14 protein-coding genes are annotated in these 15,099 nt (G+C 67.9%); 8 read left to right on the forward strand and 6 right to left on the reverse strand.

All coding sequences use genetic code 11. The features are described 5' to 3' along the window. Positions 1-132 precede the first annotated feature (132 nt). Positions 133-354, forward strand: coding sequence for a DUF3618 domain-containing protein (locus tag HT102_RS06085; protein ID WP_192038530.1), 222 nt, complete (start codon positions 133-135; stop codon positions 352-354). A 130-nt stretch (positions 355-484) separates the two neighbouring features. Here HT102_RS06085 and HT102_RS06090 read toward each other — a convergent pair whose 3' ends face one another. Beyond that, positions 485-1,105, reverse strand: coding sequence for a TetR family transcriptional regulator (locus tag HT102_RS06090; RefSeq protein ID WP_192038531.1), 621 nt, complete (start codon positions 1,103-1,105; stop codon positions 485-487). A 259-nt stretch (positions 1,106-1,364) separates the two neighbouring features. Between HT102_RS06090 and HT102_RS06095 the strand changes: the two genes are divergently transcribed. Together HT102_RS06095 and HT102_RS06100 are read left to right on the forward strand one after the other, a co-directional pair. After that, complete coding sequence (locus HT102_RS06095; RefSeq protein WP_225443359.1) at positions 1,365-2,453, forward strand: ferredoxin reductase; 1,089 nt, start codon at positions 1,365-1,367, stop codon at positions 2,451-2,453. Positions 2,454-2,597: 144 nt separating this feature from the next. Next, positions 2,598-3,848, forward strand: coding sequence for a fatty acid desaturase family protein (locus HT102_RS06100; RefSeq protein WP_192038533.1), 1,251 nt, complete (start codon positions 2,598-2,600; stop codon positions 3,846-3,848). Between the two features lie 92 nt (positions 3,849-3,940). On the opposite strand, the gene HT102_RS06105 is transcribed toward HT102_RS06100, so the two are convergent. Beyond that, on the reverse strand, positions 3,941-4,858 hold the full coding sequence (locus HT102_RS06105; protein WP_192038534.1) for an ABC transporter substrate-binding protein: 918 nt from the start codon (positions 4,856-4,858) through the stop codon (positions 3,941-3,943). Between the two features lie 126 nt (positions 4,859-4,984). Continuing rightward, positions 4,985-5,893 carry an ABC transporter substrate-binding protein gene (locus tag HT102_RS06110; protein ID WP_192038535.1) on the reverse strand — a complete coding sequence of 303 codons (909 nt, stop codon included), beginning with the start codon at positions 5,891-5,893 and terminating at the stop codon, positions 4,985-4,987. A 361-nt stretch (positions 5,894-6,254) separates the two neighbouring features. Here HT102_RS06110 and HT102_RS06115 point away from each other — a divergent pair, with 361 nt between their 5' ends. Both HT102_RS06115 and HT102_RS06120 read left to right on the forward strand, forming a co-directional pair. Then, positions 6,255-7,463 (forward strand): fatty acid desaturase family protein, encoded by a 1,209-nt coding sequence (locus tag HT102_RS06115; RefSeq protein ID WP_192038815.1) that lies wholly within the window; start codon positions 6,255-6,257, stop codon positions 7,461-7,463. A gap of 60 nt (positions 7,464-7,523) precedes the next feature. Continuing rightward, positions 7,524-7,784 (forward strand): hypothetical protein, encoded by a 261-nt coding sequence (locus HT102_RS06120; protein ID WP_192038536.1) that lies wholly within the window; start codon positions 7,524-7,526, stop codon positions 7,782-7,784. A 127-nt stretch (positions 7,785-7,911) separates the two neighbouring features. On the opposite strand, the gene HT102_RS06125 is transcribed toward HT102_RS06120, so the two are convergent. Together HT102_RS06125 and HT102_RS06130 are read right to left on the reverse strand one after the other, a co-directional pair. Then, complete coding sequence (locus tag HT102_RS06125) at positions 7,912-8,748, reverse strand: hypothetical protein (RefSeq protein ID WP_192038537.1); 837 nt, start codon at positions 8,746-8,748, stop codon at positions 7,912-7,914. Positions 8,749-8,885: 137 nt separating this feature from the next. Further along, complete coding sequence (locus tag HT102_RS06130; protein WP_192038538.1) at positions 8,886-10,349, reverse strand: NAD-dependent succinate-semialdehyde dehydrogenase; 1,464 nt, start codon at positions 10,347-10,349, stop codon at positions 8,886-8,888. Between the two features lie 72 nt (positions 10,350-10,421). Between HT102_RS06130 and HT102_RS06135 the strand changes: the two genes are divergently transcribed. From HT102_RS06135 to HT102_RS06145, 3 genes are all read left to right on the forward strand, one after another. Continuing rightward, positions 10,422-11,690: an aspartate aminotransferase family protein gene (locus HT102_RS06135; RefSeq protein ID WP_408611315.1), complete on the forward strand. Its 1,269-nt coding sequence runs from the start codon at positions 10,422-10,424 to the stop codon at positions 11,688-11,690. Positions 11,691-11,803: 113 nt separating this feature from the next. Then, a complete protein-coding gene (locus HT102_RS06140) occupies positions 11,804-13,078 on the forward strand; it encodes a glutaminase (RefSeq protein ID WP_192038539.1) in 1,275 nt (424 codons plus the stop codon). A 68-nt stretch (positions 13,079-13,146) separates the two neighbouring features. Beyond that, positions 13,147-13,944 carry an adenylate/guanylate cyclase domain-containing protein gene (locus tag HT102_RS06145; protein ID WP_192038540.1) on the forward strand — a complete coding sequence of 266 codons (798 nt, stop codon included), beginning with the start codon at positions 13,147-13,149 and terminating at the stop codon, positions 13,942-13,944. Between the two features lie 179 nt (positions 13,945-14,123). Here the strand turns inward: HT102_RS06145 and HT102_RS06150 are convergent, their stop codons facing one another. Continuing rightward, positions 14,124-14,918, reverse strand: a complete 795-nt coding sequence (locus tag HT102_RS06150) for a VOC family protein (protein WP_192038541.1) — start codon at positions 14,916-14,918, stop codon at positions 14,124-14,126. Positions 14,919-15,099 lie beyond the last annotated feature (181 nt).

Here is a 15,099-nt window from a genome sequence, read left to right on the forward strand (position 1 = left end):
TGCAACACTAGGCGACGTGCGCGGCTGGCGTCATGCGGGTCTGCCTGGGTGTTTTTCGGCGGTGCGTCCGTCATGATCGGGACTGGTGTTCTAACGTAGGTGCCGACAGACTTCCCGGCTGATGGAGGACACGTGTCCAGAAACCCCGAAAGCATTGAGCGTGACATTGAACGTGCTCGGGAGCAGCTTGCGAGCACTCTTGACGAGCTGGTGGTGCGGGCCGATCCGCGTCGCGCCGTGGACACCGTGAAGGCGCGCGTGGTGGCGAAGTCGGAGGAGCCGGAGGTGCGGATGGCCGTCGCCGGAGTGGGCGTGCTGTTCGTGCTGTTCGTGCTGTGGCGGATCTTCCGCTGATACGAGTGTGCACCAAGCGGGCAGCCGGATGGTTGCCCGCTTGTCGTTTTTCCGGGGGGTCGATGACGTGGCCTGGCCGGGTGTGTCGCGCGGGACCACGGCGCGGGGGAGCGCGGGCGGTGCGCTGGTGCTAGCGGGAGCGCCAGTGCTGGACGCCGAGGGCGATGAGGCGGAGCTGCTTCTCGCCGCGCTGGAGGATGTCGCGCTCCTCGGCGGGGTTGCGCCGGTCGGCGCGCAGCAGGTGGTCGATGAAGTCGAGGATGGTGGCGGTGATGAGGTCCGCGACCCATTCGATGTCGTCGAAGTCCCACTCGCGCATGGCGGGGGCCCGGCTGAGGTCGGCGGCGAGCTCGCGGCCGAAGATGCGGATCTCGGTGGCGATGGCGCGCCGGATCTCGGGGGCTCCGCCGTAGCGTTCCTGGGTGAGGAACCGGAACTCGCGCTCGTGGTCGCGTACCTGGCGGACCACGATGGTCAGTGACGCCTCGATGGCGAGCGCGTCGGTGTGGCGGCGGGCGTCGCGGAGGATCTGGCGCAGCGCCTTGGCGCTCATCTCGACGAGGTTGACGCCGAGGTGCTCCATGGAGTCGAAATGCCGGTAGAAGGCGGTGGGGACGATGCCGACGGCACGGGTGACCTCCCGCAAGGACACGCTCGAGAAACTGCGGTCATCGAGAAGTTCCAATGTCCCGTCGAGGAGTGCCTGGCGGGTCCGTTCCTTGCGTTCGGTTCTGCTTCCGGGCCCTGTCACGACGATAAGTCTAGGGCGACGGGCGGTGGTGCACGCATGAGCACTGTCATGTGGATCACGCGGGTTGCTGTTGACAGTGGGGGAGGGACACCCCCAAACTATTGGGTGTACACACGTTCACTGAAAGTTCGGGCTTGGATTCGTGTACGGACCGGGCCTAAGGTTCAGCAACGATGAGGAGATCCCAGTGACCACATCGATTACGCCGCGGGCCCTTCCCACCCGACCTAACCCGCCCCGCTTTGGCAAGAAGCCCGCGCTGCCCAAGGGGCGCCCGTCGCTCGTCAAGCTCTTCGAGGCCCTGGCCACGCCCCATGCGGTGGACCGCTACCTCGAGCTCGTCAACCCCATGGTGACGGTGCGCGACCTGCGCGCCAAGATCACCAAGGTCGAGCGGCACACCAAGGACACCGTCACCCTCGAGCTGCGCCCCACCCGCCAGTGGAAGGGCTTCGAGGCCGGGCAGTTCGTGCAGATCGGCGTCGTCGTCGACGGCGTCCGCCACACCCGCTGCTTCTCGCCGGCCAACTCGGTGCACAGGGCCGATGGGCGCCTCGAGCTGACCATCAAGGCGCACGCCGATGGCTTCGTCTCCCGCTACCTGCGCGAGAACGCCGAGCCCGGCATGATCGTCGACCTCGCCCAGGCGAACGGCGTGTTCAAGCTGCCCGCCGAGCGCCCCGAGAAGATCCTGCTGCTCAGTGGCGGCAGTGGCATCACCCCGGTGCTGTCGATGCTGCGCACCCTCGTCGACGAGGGCCACCAGGGCGACATCACCTTCCTGCACTACTGCGACACCATCAACGACGTTCCCCATGCCGAGGCCCTGCGCGAGATCGCGGCCAAGCATCCCAACGTCACCCTGCGCATCGCGTCCACCCTCCCCGGCGGTGGCGGCGACCTCCAGGGGTTCTTCGGGACCGAGCATGTCGACATCGCGGCACCCTGGTTCGCCGACGCCGAGGCGTACCTGTGCGGCCCGCCGCCGATGATGAACGCCATCCGCGCCTACTACGACGAGCGTGGTCTCGGCGACAAGCTGCACACCGAGGAGTTCCAGGTGGCCGGGAGCGTGGCCGCCGATACCGAGGAGGCCACCGGCACGATCGCGTTCTCCAGCAGCAACGTGCAGCGGGAGAACTCCGGCACCTCGCTGCTCGAGGAGGCCGAGTCCGCCGGGCTGAGCCCCGACTACGGCTGCCGGATGGGCATCTGCTTCACCTGCACCGCCGTCAAGAAGACCGGCTGCACCAAGAGCCTGCTCACTGGCGAGCTGAACGACACCGCGGACGAGCCGATCCAGCTCTGCGTCTCGCAGGCCGTCGGCGACGTCGACATCGACATCTAGGCAACGTCGGGGCCGCGCCCGCCAGCCGGGCCAGCAGGCCCCCGATCCCGGCAGCAAGACCCCGGAATCACTAGCGAAGTACCAGGACAACACCCGTGACGGTGCCCCCATGCCAAGAACGGGAAACCCAGAAGGAGACACATCATGGCTGTCATCAATCTCCCCGTAACCCCGCCCGCCCTGCCTGGCCGCGAACTGCGCCGCAAGGCCACGTCCACCCTCGCGAAGGCGCCCATCGCCGGGCGCGCGTTCCGCCCGGCCACCGAGCCGGCCACCGATGAGCCGGTGCGCCTGACCCCCGAGCAGGTCGAGGAGTTCGGCCGCGAGCTCGAGGCACTGCGCGCACGGATCGTCGCCGACCTCGGTGACAAGGACCGCGACTACATCTACAACCTCATCAAGGTCCAGCGTGGCCTCGAGGTCGCCGGCCGCGGACTGATGTACGTCCTGCCTGCATGGCCGCTCGCCGTCGCCTCGCTCGGGCTCGCGAAGATCCTCGACAACATGGAGATCGGCCACAACGTCATGCACGGCCAGTACGACTGGATGCGCGAGCGTGGCCTCAACTCCCGCGTCTTCGAGTGGGACAACGTGTGCCCCGGCGACCAGTGGCGCCACTCGCACAACTACATGCACCACACCTTCACCAACATCCTCGACATGGACCGTGACATCGGCTACGGCATCCTGCGCATGGACAAGGACCAGAAGTGGCACCCCTACTTCCTCGGTAACCCGGTCTACGCGTTCCTGCTCATGGTACTGTTCGAGTGGGGCGTGATGCTCCATGATCTCCACGCCGAGGAGTTCGTCAAGGGCCAGCGCGACATGGGCGAGGTCAAGAAGCTCGCCAAGGGCTGGCTCGGCAAGGCAGGCCCACAGGCGCTCAAGGACTACCTGATCTTCCCCGCGCTCACCGGGCCCCTGTTCCCGACCACCCTCGTGGGCAATGCCGCGGCGAACCTGATCCGCAACGTCTGGGCCTACAGCATCATCTTCTGCGGCCACTTCCCCTCCGGCGTGCAGGTGTTCACCAAGGAGGAGACCGCCAACGAGACGAAGGCGGAGTGGTACCTGCGCCAGATGCTCGGCTCGGCCAACATCACCGGCGGCAAGCTGTTCCACATCATGTCGGGCAACCTGTCGCACCAGATCGAGCACCACCTCTTCCCCGACATCCCGGCGTACCGCTACCCCCAGATGGCGCCCGAGGTGGAGCGCATCGCCACCAAGTACGGCCTGCCCTACAACAAGGGCGGCTTCACCAAGCAGATCGGCTCCGTGTGGGGCAAGATCTTCAAGCTCGCGCTCCCGAACTCGCTGGTCAGCCACAACGAGCCAGCCGGTGTGATCGTCGAGCGCAAGGCCGAGGCAGCACCGCAGCCCGCAGCGTGATCCGCGCGGACGCATTCCGCGAGTGCTGATGAACCAAGGCCCGGGCAGGGCAATCCCCGCCCGGGCCTTGCCGCGCGCGAGGGGCGCTGCCCCTACCGTGTCAGGACGGGCACGTCCTCATGGTCGGTGAGCCACACGTGCGCGAGCTCCTCGAGGGCTCCCTCGTGATGCAGCTTCTGCAGTGCCAGGGAGGCACATTCCGTGAAATCGCTGTCCTTCTCCAGGACGAGCCCCAGGAACTCGGTGACCTCGTTGGGGGCGGGGAACCGGCCCACGACCACACCGCCCGCGAGCTGGTCGTTCGCGATGCGCACCGCGGTCGGCAGGTCTGCCACCAGCGCGTCGATCTCGCCGCTCGCGAGCGCGCTGGCCGCGTCGGCCACGCTGGCGTAGCCCACTGGATCGGTCCCGGGCTCGATGGAGTGCTCGGCCGCGTACATGCTCGTCGAGCTCGAGTCCGCCCCGATCGCGAGGTCCTCCAGATCGTCCATCGTCGTCGCTGCCGCGGCGGGCGTGCCCTCCAGCGCCACCACGGCCTGGGCGACGGCATAGTAGGGGGCGGAGAAATCGACATTCTCGCGGCGCTCGCCCATGATGCTGAACTGGTTGATCGCGAAGTCGAAGTCTTTCGGTCCAGCCTCGAGCGCCTCGTCGAACGGAACCCGCACGAACACGGTCGCCTCCGGGGAGTAGCCGAGAGTGTCGGCGACCGACCGCGCGATGGCGCCCTCGAAGCCCTGCCCGCTCGCGGGATCGTTATCGATGATCCACGGGGCGAACGCGGGATCATCCACGGCGATCGTCAGTGCCTCGGGAGCCACGGTCCGGCCGCCCCCGGGGCCGCAGCGTGCCGGGATGGTGCCCGCGTCCTCGTTCGGCAGGCGCAGCGAGCCCTGGGGGGTCTGCTCGAACTCCTCCTCTGGCTCCGGCGTGCTGGACCCGCACGAGGCGGCAACAAGGGCAAGGGCTGCGAGCGGCGCGGCAGCTAGGCGGCGCGAGGGTGTCGGCATCGATCACGCTTCCTCAACGGGTGCGTCCATGATGGACCCATTATGCGGCAACCTGACTCGGCCGCGGGGCATCCAGCGAGGAATGGATGGGGCCAGTGTGGCGTGAGGGAGCTGGCCGGAGCGAGGCTAGGAGAGCGGCGGGATCGCCTCGTCGACTGCCAGCCATTCCGCGGCGAGCTTCTCGAGGGTGCCATCGTCATACATCTGCTCGAGGGCGATGGTGGCGCACAGGGTGAGGGGGTCGTCCGTCTCCAGCACGAGCCCGTAGAACTCGGTTACCTCGTTGGGCGCGGGGAACTTCCCGACGATCACGCCGTCCTCGATCATGGTCTCCGCGATCTGGACGGCGGTGGGCAGATCAGCGACAAGCGCGTCGATATCGCCGTCGGCGAGGGCGGTCACGGCGTCGCTGAACCCGCCGAAGATCTCGGCGTCGTCGGGGCCGATCACGCTCTCGACGGCGAAGGCACTGCTCGAATGCTTGTATGCCCCGACGCGCAGATCCTCGAGGTCCGAGATGCTCGACGCTTCAGCGGCCTCCGAGCCCTCTAGCGCCACCACGGCTTGCTCCACGGCGTAGTAGGGCGCGGAGAAATCGATGTTCTTCCGCCGCTCGCCCATGATCGTGTACTGGTTGATCGCGAAGTCGAATTCCTTCGGTCCGCTCTCCAGGGCCTTGCCGAAAGAGGCGCGGACGAAGCTGACGCTGTTGCCGTCGAAGCCGAGGCGCTCGGCCACCGTCCAGGCCACTGCGGGCTCGAATCCCTGCCGGTTCGTCGGATCGTTGTCGATCACCCAGGGGGCGATGCCTTGCTCGTCGACGGCGACCGTGAGCACCCCGGGAACGACGGTGTGCCCGCCGCCAGGGCCGCAATGCGCGGGCAGCGCGGGCGGTGTCTCATCCGGCAGTTGCAGCGCGCCGGTGGGCACACCAGGTTCCACTGCGGGCCCGGACGAGCCCCCGCAGGAGATGGCCAGCATGGCGCCGAGCGCCACAGGCAGGATGAGTCGATATCCACGGCTGCGTAGCATCATCGCACCTGGGATCCTCTCGGCAAGAACTCTCGGCAGGAAACGGACATTTCCGATTATGGCCCATGGCGCGATCATCCGGGGGCGCAAGCGGATCAAAGGAACGCGGGCGGGTGGCCTAGTCGGAACGGCTTTGATCACACATTGTTATATAGAGTGACCTTGTTCATAGGCCCCTGCTGATTCGATGGGAACTCGGATAGTGTCTACCGGGCCGATCAACGACGATCGCCGCGTGAAGATTACGCGTAGACATGTGAGGGGAGGGTGCGGCATGGTAGCTCTGCCACTGCTAGGAAAGACCAGGGCAGTGCGGGATATCCCCGCCCGTGGCCTCGCTGTTGCCCAGACCCTCGTGGAAGCGATGCCGATCCCCGCGCCCACCGTGCTGCGCAAGCCCCAGACCGTCGATGCGCCCCCGGCCCCGCTGCGCCCAGCCCGGCCCGGCGAGACTGGCCGCGACACCGTCCACCTCACCCTCGCGCAGGTCGAGGAGCTCGGCCGCGCCCTCGATGAGATCCGCGCCCGCCACCTCGCCGACATCGGCGAGCGCGACCGCCGCTACATCTACAACCTCCTCAAGGCCCAGCGCGCCCTCGAGATCACCGGCCGCGGCCTGTTCTTCCTCGGATTCATCCCGCCCGTCTGGCTCGCCGCGGTCGCCGCGCTCTCCCTGTCGAAGATCATCGACAACCTCGAGATCGGCCACAACGTCATGCATGGCCAGTACGACTTCATGCACGAGCGCGGATTCAACTCCCGCATCTTCGAATGGGACATGGTCGTGCAATCCGACCTCTGGCGGTACTCGCACAACTACCGCCACCACACGTTCACCAACGTCATCGACGAGGACCGCGACATCGGATTCGGTGTCATGCGCATGGACGAGGACCGCCCCTGGCACCCCTTCTTCCTCCTCAACCCCGTGCTCGGCGCCATCATCGTCGTGGGTTTCGAATGGCTCACCGCCCTGCACGTCCTCGAGCTCGACCACTCCGTCGTGGGCGACGACACCAGCACCAAGGTCAAGAAGGTCGTCAACCACTGGTGGGCGAAGATCCTGCCCCAGGCGATGAAGGACTATGTGTTCTTCCCCGCCCTCACCGGGCCGCTCTTCCCGCTCACCTTCGCCGGCAACGCCACCGCGAGCATCATCCGCAACCTCTGGGTGGGCAACCTCGTGTTCTGCGGACACTTCCCGGCGGGCGCCCAGACCTTTACCGAGGAAGACATCGCCGGGGAAACGCGCGGCGAATGGTACCTGCGCCAGCTCCTCGGCTCCGCGAACTTCACCGGATCGAAGGCCCTGCACATCCTCTCCGGCAGCACCGGCCATCAGGTCGAGCACCACCTGTTCCCGGACATCCCGTCCTGCCGTCTGCCCGAGATCGCCGTCGAGGTGCAAGCCCTCTGCGCGAAGTACAACCTGCCCTACAACACCGGATCGCTGCCCTCGCAGCTGCTGTCCGCCTGGGCACGCGTCTTCAAGCTCGCCCTGCCCAAATCCATCGTGGGCACGGAGAAGTACCGCACTGTTATCGTGGAACGAGACACCACAGCACCGGCCTGAGCACCGCCAAGCCGGACGAGCGTGGCATCAAGGCCGAACCCCCAGCCGGAAGAAGGAAGCATGGTCGGCAAGCTGGAACAGCGCAAGGACATCGCCCAGCAACTCGTCGAATCCGCCGCAACGCACGTCGGCCGCATCACCGTGATCATCACTGGCGCGGTCGCTGGCGTCGCGCGCGAGATCGGCGACTGGATCACCGATGGGTTCGAGATGGCCGAGGCCGCCAAGAAGGCTGGCGAGGACGCGCCCCGGCGCATCGAGCAGCCTGCTCCCCGCGAGATCCTCGACGCCGACCCCGACGACGACCTCGACGACGAGTAGGCGCTCAGGTCCGGTCGGGGCGTCGCGCGGGTGCGTCTTGCGCGCGAGCGTGCGAAAAGCGACAGCTTTCGCGCCCGGAGCTGTCGTCGATCGCACTCTGAGCAGCGACAGGCCCGCCGGGAAGCCCTCAGCACCCGCCCGCTGCACGGAGGGCCGCCCGCACTTCCTCGATGATGAGGTCGGGGCGCTGCATCATCGGTGCGGTGACCCGCACGACCCGCCAGCCTGCTCGCATCAGGCGATTGCCACGCTCGGCATCGCGGCGGGCCTGCTCGGGGTCGGTGAAATGATGCGATCCCTCGTACTCGATCGCGACTCTCCACCGCGGCCACGCGAGGTCCGTGCGCCCGATGAACCGGCCACGCGCATCGCGCACCACGAACTGGGTGACCGCCCTCGGCAGCCCGGCGCGCAGGAGCAGCAGTCGTAGCACGGTCTCGCGCGGTGACTCGGCGCCAGGGTCCACCAGTCCCGCGAGTGCTCGTAATCGCGCCGCCCCGGGTGTTGCGCGCAAGGCCCCGGCGAGGTCCAGCAGCGCGTTCGGCGCCAGGTCAGTGGCGCGGCACAGCGCATCGATGTGGCATATCGCGGTGTCGGGCTCGTGGCGCCGCGCGAGGTCGAACGCGGTCCGGGCGGGGCTAGTGACCCGCATCCCGAGGCGATCGGTGATGTCGCGGGGGTGGATGCGGTCGCGGTGCGCCACGAGGCCGCGCACCCGCACGACTCTGCCCACCGCGACCTCGGCGGGCGCCTCGCCGGGCAGCCACCGGGCGCCATGCACGGCCGCGGCAGAGATCCCGGTGAGCACGCATGCGCCATCGGCCCACAGCCATGCCGCGCGGGCCTTCACCAGGGGTGTGACGGGCGCAGCAGGGTCGATATACACGCCCGGGAACAGGCGGGTGTAGCGGCGTTGCGCGGTGCGCGGCGGGATGCCTCGGTGGGCGGGCTTGAACGGGTGCACGCGATGTTGGACGCACGCACGCCGGGTATGGATCCGTTCCGCGTGAAATTCGTGGCGAGTGTGCGAAAAGCGACAGGATTCCTGCGTGGAGCTGTCGTTCTTCGCACACTCGAGCAGCCAAACAGCCAGCCAGCGAACTACATCTTGACGCCGATGTACTTCGTCTCGAGGAACTCGTCGATGCCAGTCAGGCCGCCCTCGCGGCCGAGGCCGGATTCCTTCACGCCACCGAAGGGCGCAGCGGGGTTGGAGACAACGCCCTGGTTGAGGCCGACCATGCCGGACTGGAGCGCCTCGCTGACGCGCAGCCCGCGGCGGAGGCTCTCGGTGTAGACGTAGGCCACCAGGCCGAAGGGGGTGTCGTTGGCGCGGCTGATGACCTCGTCCTCGGTGTCGAAGACGCTGATGGCGGCGACGGGGCCGAAGATCTCGGTGTGGGTCATCTCCGCATCATCGGGCACGCCGGTGAGGACGGTGGCGGGGTAGAAGTAGCCCTCGCGGTTGAGGCGCTCGCCGCCGAGCAGGACGTCGGCGCCGCGGCGGGTGGCATCGTCGACGAGGGTCTCGACCTTCTGGATCGCGGCCTGGTCGATGAGGGGGCCGACGATGAGGCCGCTCTCGATTCCGCGGGCGGGGGTGTACTTGCTGAGCTCCTCGACGAGCTTGTGGGTGAACTCGTTGGCGATGTCGCGGTGGACGTAGATGCGGTTGGCGGCGGTGCAGGCCTGGCCGATGTTGCGCATCTTGGCGAGGATGGCGCCGGTGACGGCCTCGTCGAGGTCCGCGTCGTCGAACACGATGAAGGGCGCGTTGCCGCCGAGCTCCATGGAGGTGCGCATGACGGTCTTGGCGCACTGGCCGAGGAGGATCTTGCCGACCTCGGTGGAGCCGGTGAAGGACAGCGTGCGGCTGCGGGGGTCGTGGATCAGCGGCGGCATGACCTTCGACGGCTCGGTGGGGAGGATGACGTTGACGCTGCCGGCGGGTGCTCCGGCGCGCTGGAGGATCTCGGCGAGGGCGAGCATGGAGAGGGGAGTGGCCTCGGCGGGCTTGATGATGCTGGTGCAGCCGGCGGCGAGGGCGGGCCCGATCTTGCGGGTGCCCATGGCCATGGGGAAGTTCCAGGGCGTGATGAGCAGGGAGGGGCCGACGGGCTCGTGGCGCACGATGAAGCGTGCTCCCCCGGCCGGGGCGTCCATGTAGCCGCCGTTGATGCGGACGGCTTCCTCGGAGAACCAGCGGAAGAACTCGGCGGCGTAGGCGATCTCGCCCTTGGCCTCGGCCAGGGGCTTGCCCATCTCGAGGGTCATGATCAGCGCGAGGCGCTCCTGCTCGGCCATGAGGATGTCGTAGGCGCGGCGGAGGATCTCGCTGCGCTCGCGCGGTGGCATGGCGGCGAGGCCGGGCTGGGCCTTCTCGGCGGCGTCGAGGGCGGCCATGGCCTCATCGGGGCTGGCGTCGGCGACCTCGCACAAGGTGGCGCCGGTCGAGGGGTCGGTCACTGCCATGGTGCGCTTGGTCTCGACGAATTCTCCGCCGATGAAGAGTCCGGTGGGGACGGAGGCGATCGCGTCGCGCTCGTCCTGGGGCGTGGGGGCCATCGCATCTCCTTGCGGGCATTGCCTACAGTTCCGCAGTCATGGTATGCCTATTGTCAACAATCCGACAATAGGATGACCCCTTCAAGGATGGAGCTGACCGTGACCCGGCTATCGCCACTTCTCAAGCAAGCCACCCCCGTCACCGTCGAGCGCGGCGAGGGCAGCTACCTCTTCGGCACCGATGGCCGTCGGTACCTCGACTTCACCGCTGGGATCGGCGTCACCAGCACCGGTCACTGCCATCCACGAGTCGTCGAGGCCGCCCAGAAGCAGGTCGCCTCCCTCATCCACGGCCAATACACCACCGTCATGCACAAGCCGATGATCGAGCTCATCAGCAAGCTCGGCGATGTGCTACCGCCCAGCCTCGACTCCGTCTTCTTCGCCAACTCCGGCAGCGAGGCCGTCGAGGCCGCCCTCCGCCTCGCCCGCCAGGCCACCGGTCGACCCAACGTCATCGTCTTCCACGGCGGCTTCCACGGCCGCACCGTCGCCGCGGCCTCCATGACCACCTCCGGCACCCGCTTCAGTGCCGGGTTCAGCCCGCTGATGGCCGGCGTGCACGTCGCGCCGTTCCCCACCGCTTACCGCTGGGGCTGGACCGAGGAGGAGGCCACGGCCTTCGCCCTGCGCGAGCTCGATTTCCTCTTCGCCACCATCAGCGCCCCCAACGAGACCGCCGCGTTCATCATCGAGCCCGTCCTCGGCGAGGGCGGCTACATCCCCGCCAACACCACCTTCATGCAAGGACTGCGCGAGCGCGCCGACAAGCACGGGATCCTCCTCGTGATCGATGAGATCCAGACCGGCTTCGGCCGCACCGGCAAGTACTTCGGCCACCAGCACTTCGACGTCAAGGCGGACATCATCACCCTCGCCAAGGGCATTGCCAGCGGCTTCCCGATCTCCGGGATCGCCGCGTCCGAGGAGCTCATGTCCAAGGCCTGGCCCGGCTCGCAAGGTGGCACCTATGGCGGCAACGCTGTCGCCTGCGCCGCGGCCTGCGCGACACTCGACGTCATCCGCGACGAGGGCCTCGTCGAGAACGCCGCCGCCCGCGGCACCCAGCTCCTCGACGGCGTGACGAGCCTCAAGACCGAGGCCGTGGGGCAGACGCGCGGGCTCGGGCTGCTCGTCGGCAATGAGTTCGTCGACGCCGACGGCAACCCCGATGGCGCCACGGCCGCCGCCGCGCAGAAGCTTGCCGCCAGCAAGGGCCTGCTCCTGCTCATGTGCGGCGCCTACATGAATACGGTGCGCATGATCCCGCCGCTCGTCGTCACCGAGGAGCAGGTTGATGACGCCCTCGGCACCTGGAAGGAAGTCCTCGCCGAGATCTAGACGGCGCCTCCCGCGCGGCCGTGTGATCGTGAAGCCCCAGCCACCTCCTACGTGGCTGGGGCTTCACGATCGAGCGCCCGGCCCGCCGACCGCCGTCACGTACAGTGCTGCTCATGCGCTCGCCGATCCCCGAATACATGCTGGAAGTCCTCGACGATTGCCGGAACACCGACGGCGGCACCGTCGCCGACTACATTCCCGAGCTAGCCCGTGCTAATCCGGAGCGGCTCGCAGTGGCCATCGCGACCCCCGAGGGCGCGTTGTACAGCGCGGGCGATGACGAGGTGGAGTTCTCGATCCAATCGATCTCCAAGCCGTTCGCCTACGCCCTCGCGCTGCACGACAACGGCCTCGAGGCGGTGCTCGCCAAGATCGGGGTGGAGCCATCCGGCGATGCGTTCAACGAGATCTCGCTCGAGGACGAGACGGGGCGGCCGCGCAATCCCATGATCAACGCGGGCGCGATCGCCACCCATTCGCTCATCCATGGCGGCAATTGGGAGGAGCGGGCGGAGCGCTTCCGGCGCCGGGTGAGCATCCTTGCCGACCGCGAGCTCCAGTTCGACGAGGCAGTGTTCGAGTCCGAGATGGAGACCGCGCACCGCAACCTCGCGATCGGCTACATGCTGCGCACCGTGGGCATCCTCGAGAATGATCCCATCGACATCGTGCGCGGCTACATCCGCCAATGCTCGTTGACCGTCACCACACGTGACCTGGCAACCATGGCCGCCACCCTCGCCAATGGGGGCGTGCAGCCGCAGACGGGCCGACGAGTGTTCGACGATCTGACGGTGCGCCAGGTGCTCAGCGTGATGATGACCTGCGGCATGTATGACGCGGCGGGCGACTGGGTGACGACGGTGGGAATTCCCGCGAAATCCGGCGTCGCGGGGGGTGTTATAGGCGTGCTTCCCGGGCAGGTGGGCATTGCGGCGTTCTCGCCCAGGCTGGACGAGCACGGCAACAGCACCCGCGGGGTGAAGGTGTTCGAGCGGCTGAGCACGGACATGGGCATGCACCTGATGGAGGTGCCCCCGGTCGCCCAGGCGGTGCTGCGGGGCGTGTCCGATCGCGATGGCGTGGCAGTGTTCCGGCTGCAGGGCTCGATCCGGTTCTCCGGCGCCGAGGCATTGCTGCGGGCGATCGTGGCGCACGAGCTCAACGACGACGGCGTGGTGCTGGACCTGAGCAGGGTGAGCGGGGTCAGCGATGTCGCGCGGCGGATGATCCTCGAGGCAGTGCGCCGCTTGGTCCTGCACGATGGCAAGAGGGTGATGCTGGTCGATCCCGATGCGATGCTGAGCGAGCCCGACGCGGGCGAGGGCGTGCGTCCCGACGTCCACCCGCACCTCGACGACGCGATCGCTGCGCTTCGGGCACAGTAGGCAAGGCCCAGGGCGAGCGTGCCCTGGCTACGATAGGGCCGTCGCGAGTGTTCCGAGGATGGGTGGCTATGAGCAGTGACACGCTAGTGATGATCGCTGCCGCCGAGGCCGTGATCATCCTCGTGCTGGCGCTGCTGCTGGTTCGGAGCACGCGGCAGGTGGCGAAGCTGCGGCACGAATTGCGCACCCAAGTGGCGCGGCGCCTGTTCGCCGGGAGCCGGGACGCCGTGAAGACGGTGTGGCACACCGCGAACCTCGTGCGCACCAAAGGCATTGGGGCCGCAGTGCGATCCTCGGTCGAGGACCTCGCGGGCTGGGCTCAGGTGGAGCGGCCCGACCTCGCCCGCATGACGGTGGACGGGCGCGTGGTGATCCTGTTCTCCGACATCGAGGGCTCCACCACCTTGAACGAGCAGCTCGGCGACCAGGCGTGGGTGCGCCTGCTGGCCAAGCATGACCGGCTGATCCGGCAGGCAGTCGCCCGGCACCACGGGTATGTGATCAAGAGCCAGGGCGACGGGTTCATGGTGGCTTTCAAGTCCCCGGATGATGCTGTGCTGTGCGCGGCGTCGATCCAGGAGCAGCTCGCGCGCGTGGGCTGGGCGTCGCGCGGCGGGGTGCGGGTGCGGGTGCGTATCGGGATCCATTCGGGGCGCTCGGTGCGACGTGGCGATGACCTGTTCGGCCGCAATGTGGCCATGGCGGCGCGGGTGGCAAGCCAGGCCGAGGGCGGGGAGACCTTGATCTCGGAATCTGTGCGCAAGCGCCTTGATCCGACGGTGCCCATCGTGGTCGAGGGGCACCGCGAGGCCGAGCTCAAGGGGTTCGAGGGCACCCACGTCCTGCACCTGGTGCGATCCGGCTAGGGCGTTCGTATAGCTAGGTGTTCGGCTGGCCGGGCGCGCCCCGCCGTTGGCCGGTCGCGCCCCCGCGAGTGTGCGATGTGCGACAGCTCTCGTGCGTGAACCTGTCGTTCTTCGCACACCCGCGGCAGCTAGGGCGACCGCGCTTCCGCTGGGTCGCGCGGCACCACGAGTCAGTTGCGCTATGCGGGCATCTCGCCAACGGTCGTGGACATGTCAACGAGGCCCAGTGTCTCGCCCTGCGGCGACTGCACGAAGCTCATCCGCCCGTAGGGGCTGTCGGTGGGTTCCATGAGGATGGTGGCTCCGCGGCTGGTGGCGGCCTCGGTGGCGGTGTCGCAGTTCTCGACGGCAAAGTATGCCTGCCACATCGGCGGGACCTCGGCGGGAGCCATGTCGTTGAGCATCATCCCCGCCACGCCCTCGCCATCTAGCTCGGCAACGAAGTACGTCATGCCTTCCTCGGAGAGCTGCTTGTAGCTGTAGCCGAAGAGCTTCGCGTAGAAGTCCTTCGCTGCGTCGACGTCGCGGGTCTGCAGTTCGTTCCAGCACATGCCGCCGGGCTCGTTGACCACGGCGGCGCCGGTGTGATTGATGGGCTGCCACAAGCCGAAAAAGGCGCCGGTGGGGTCGACGATGACCGCGATTCGGCCCTCGGTCATCACGTCCATCGGAGCCACCGGCACCTGCCCGCCGTTCGCGGCCGCGGCTTCGGCAGTCGCGTCCGCATCCTCGGTGGCCAGGTAGGTCGTCCACGCCGAGGGCATGTCCTCCATGCCTTCCGGCTTCGGCATGAGGCCCGCGGCGACGTGCCCGTTCTTGCGCGCGATGAGGTAGCCGCCCGTCTCGGGCCCGGTGTCCTCGAACTCCCAGCCCATCACTGCCTCGTAGAACTCCCTGGCGCGCGCGACATCATCGACCGCGCAGTCGGCCCAGCAGGGGGTTCCAGCGGGCCAGCCCTTGTCCCGGATCGTCATGATTCCTCCTCGTGAAGAGTGCCTGCGGGAGAGGGTGCGGCGGGAAGCTCTCCCTGTGATGCACGTTACGCACGCGGTCTGACAACAAGTCCGGGTCGGGTTACGGCCACGCGACGGCTTAGCGAAGAATTCGACCTGACCTCGCCACGGCTCCTGCTGCTACCCGGGCCGCGCGCGAGCA

This window comes from Lolliginicoccus lacisalsi (assembly GCF_014841105.1).
GTDB classification, from domain to species: domain Bacteria; phylum Actinomycetota; class Actinomycetes; order Mycobacteriales; family Mycobacteriaceae; genus Lolliginicoccus; species Lolliginicoccus lacisalsi.